Source organism: Streptomyces sp. NPDC089915 (assembly GCF_040684675.1).
GTDB lineage: Bacteria > Actinomycetota > Actinomycetes > Streptomycetales > Streptomycetaceae > Streptomyces.
Genome location: NZ_JBFBGN010000297.1, coordinates 1 through 2,470, shown reverse-complemented (window position 1 = coordinate 2,470; position 2,470 = coordinate 1). Strand labels below are relative to the sequence as shown.

The window sequence follows — 2,470 nt, the reverse complement described above, 5'->3', positions numbered from 1 at the left end:
CCCGCCTGGACCTCGGTCCCGCCCCGGCGGGCCCTGGCCTCGGGGTCCGGAATCAGTACGGGCCTCGCGGTGCTGCTGGCGGCGGTGCTCGTGGTGTGGCTCCTCCTCGCGCTCCTGGACTCCGACGGGGGGCCGGATCTGCTCATCGGGGCCCTGCCCTGGGCGGGGTTCGGCCTCGGGGTCGGGCTGCTGGCCGTCCAGGTCCGCATCGCGCTGCGCCGTGGCCGACGCGCACGGCGGGCCGGCCGGGCGGGACCCGTGGACCGGCTCCTGCGGTCGGTGGCGCCGCCCGAGCCCTGGTCGCGGGAGGAGCGACGGGCGCGGCGGGCGGATGCCGAGGAAGCAGTGGACAGGGAGCTGCGGCGGCTGGACCGGCTGACGGCCGGGGCCTCGCGGCACGAGGGTGGGGACGGTGGCACCGGTGTCTGAGTACGAGGCGAGCCCCCTGCCGCCCTCGGCGCCGCCACCCTCACCGCCGTCGGCGCCGGCTCCCGAAGCCGGCGCGGGCCAGGCGGCGTTCATGCCGACGTCCGCCGGCTTCGTACCCCAGTTCCCCAACGCCGACGAGGCCGCGAAGTGGAACGGCATCGAGGCGGACCACCTCGCGTGGCGCCGCCGGCTCGTCGAGCGTCAGCTGCGGCAGGAGCGGCTGGACCAGTGGATGGGGTACGGGTTCCGGCTGCTGGAGTACCTGATCGTCATCGGCTTCGGCCTGGCCTTCGTCTGGCTCGGCTTCCACGCGGTGGACCGCGAGGCGTCGTTGCAGGCGGTGCCGTTGATCAGCGGAGGCGTCGCCGGCCTGGCCGGGGCGGTACTCGCCGTACGCAACAAACGAGGGTGACCCGGGGGCGAAGGGGTCTGCGGTTCCGCTCCCCCGGGCGCGGTCGTCAGCTGTCGTAGGTGCCGTTCCACGGGGCCGAGAAGCCCAGCCGGTCCGGATAGAGCTCGGCCCAGTCGTCCTCGCCGGCCTCGTCCTCCGCGTGGCACTCCGTGACGAGGCCGAAGCACACGCCGTCAACGGTGAGACGGAATGGCCGGATCGCGATGTCGCCGTACTCACGCTCCGCGAGGCCCGCGAGGACGACGCTCAGCCGGGCTTCCGCGCGGGCGGCCACGGAACCCTCGCCATACGGGCGCCTGCGCTGCTCCGCCCACGTACCCGCGCACCAGATGTCGGATCCCTGGTGGTGGCCATCGTGGTCGAAGGTGTGCAGCACGGCGAAGAGCTTCTTGTGCTCCTCCCAGCCGTCCCCCCGCGTGAACCCGTCCGGGAGCGCATAGGTGACCGAGGCCAGGAACTGGCCACCGCGGAACCGGCCGATGGTGCTCGTACGATGGCCCGGCTCGTGGGCGATGGGGATGATCTCGGGAACGGCCATGCCCGCACTCTAGACAGCCGGGGTCAGCCGAGGCCGACCAGGGCGGCCATCGTCCCGCCGAGGACCGCTTCGCGTACCCCGCCCGGGGCGGTGACCCGTTCCACCATGGCGCGGGCCAGGACCGGGTCGCCGTACGGGGCGTCCGAGCCGAACAGGGTTCGGTCCGGGAGTTCCTTGATGGCCAGGCGGACCGCGAAGACGATGCCGGCCGTGGACAGTTCCAGGTACATGTTCGGGGTGTCCCGCACCAGGTCGACCGCCTGCATCCAGTGGGCCCCGCCGAGCTGGCTGACCACCAGGGGGACCCTCGGGTACCGGCGGGCGAGCGTGGACAGCGTCGTCAGGTCGTCCGCCGTGGTCGGGGCCGATCCGTGGACGACGACGGGCAGCCGGCCGTGGTCGGCCGCCGCCCGCAGCACGGGTTCGACCAGGGCCGCCCGTCCCGGCGGCGGCGTCAGCTCTCCGATGCCGTGGAACCCGCGTCCGACGACCTCCCGTTCCACGATCGCGGCGATCTCCTCCGGCTCCTCGTCCAGCGGCACGGACAGGAAGCCGATGAACCGCTCCGGGTGCGCGGCGAGGGCGTCGTCCAGTTCCCGCCATGCCCGGCGGTGACCCTCGGCCGTACCGGCTCCGCCCGCGAGCGCCTCGTTCAGCACCGCCATCTCCCGCCGCAGTTCGGCGAGGTCGTCGGCCCGCTCCGGGTGGGGGCGGGTGGCGAACAGGACGGCGCGGTCGGCCCCGGCCTCGTCCAGCAGCCGCACGTGGGCCTCGACGGAGTCATGGACATGGCTGTGCGCATCGATGATCAACGGTTCACTCTCCCTGGTGGCGACCGGACCCGGAATTCGGGCGGTCGGCACACTGTTGCTCCCTGACACCGTTGGAAGGTCAAGTCGAAGGGAGCGGCGCTCGGTGCTGATCGGGGAGCTGTCACGTCGTACGGGGGTCAGTGAGCGTCTGCTGCGCTATTACGAGCGGACGGGGCTGATCGACGCGGAGCGGCGGGCCAACGGGTACCGGGAGTACGACGACCGGACGGTGGAGGCGGTGCGGCGGGTCCGTGCGCTGCTGGCCGCGGGCCTGCCCAC

The 2,470-nt window shown here is 73.4% G+C and carries 5 protein-coding genes; 3 read left to right on the top strand and 2 right to left on the bottom strand.

Annotated features, from left to right (window positions below):
- Together AB0O29_RS35070 and AB0O29_RS35065 are read left to right on the top strand one after the other, a co-directional pair.
- Positions 1–429: hypothetical protein (locus AB0O29_RS35070; protein WP_365160255.1), on the top strand; the 429-nt coding region annotated here is incomplete at its 5' end.
- A gap of 91 nt (positions 430–520) precedes the next feature.
- Entirely contained in the window at positions 521–841 is a 321-nt protein-coding gene (locus AB0O29_RS35065; protein ID WP_365160252.1) for a hypothetical protein, read from the top strand.
- A gap of 46 nt (positions 842–887) precedes the next feature.
- Here the strand turns inward: AB0O29_RS35065 and AB0O29_RS35060 are convergent, their stop codons facing one another.
- A complete protein-coding gene (locus AB0O29_RS35060) occupies positions 888–1,379 on the bottom strand; it encodes a hypothetical protein (RefSeq protein ID WP_365160249.1) in 492 nt (163 codons plus the stop codon).
- Between the two features lie 23 nt (positions 1,380–1,402).
- Positions 1,403–2,191 (bottom strand): amidohydrolase family protein, encoded by a 789-nt coding sequence (locus tag AB0O29_RS35055; RefSeq protein ID WP_365160246.1) that lies wholly within the window; start codon positions 2,189–2,191, stop codon positions 1,403–1,405.
- A gap of 103 nt (positions 2,192–2,294) precedes the next feature.
- Between AB0O29_RS35055 and AB0O29_RS35050 the strand changes: the two genes are divergently transcribed.
- On the top strand, positions 2,295–2,470 hold a 176-nt coding region (locus AB0O29_RS35050), incomplete at its 3' end, for a MerR family transcriptional regulator (protein ID WP_365160258.1).

Excerpts from the sequence above, each read along its gene's own strand:
- AB0O29_RS35065 (WP_365160252.1), top strand. The coding sequence starts at position 521 with ATGCCGACGTCCGCCGGCTTCGTACCCCAGTTCCCCAACGCCGACGAG.
- AB0O29_RS35060 (WP_365160249.1), bottom strand. The coding sequence starts at position 1,379 with ATGGCCGTTCCCGAGATCATCCCCATCGCCCACGAGCCGGGCCATCGT.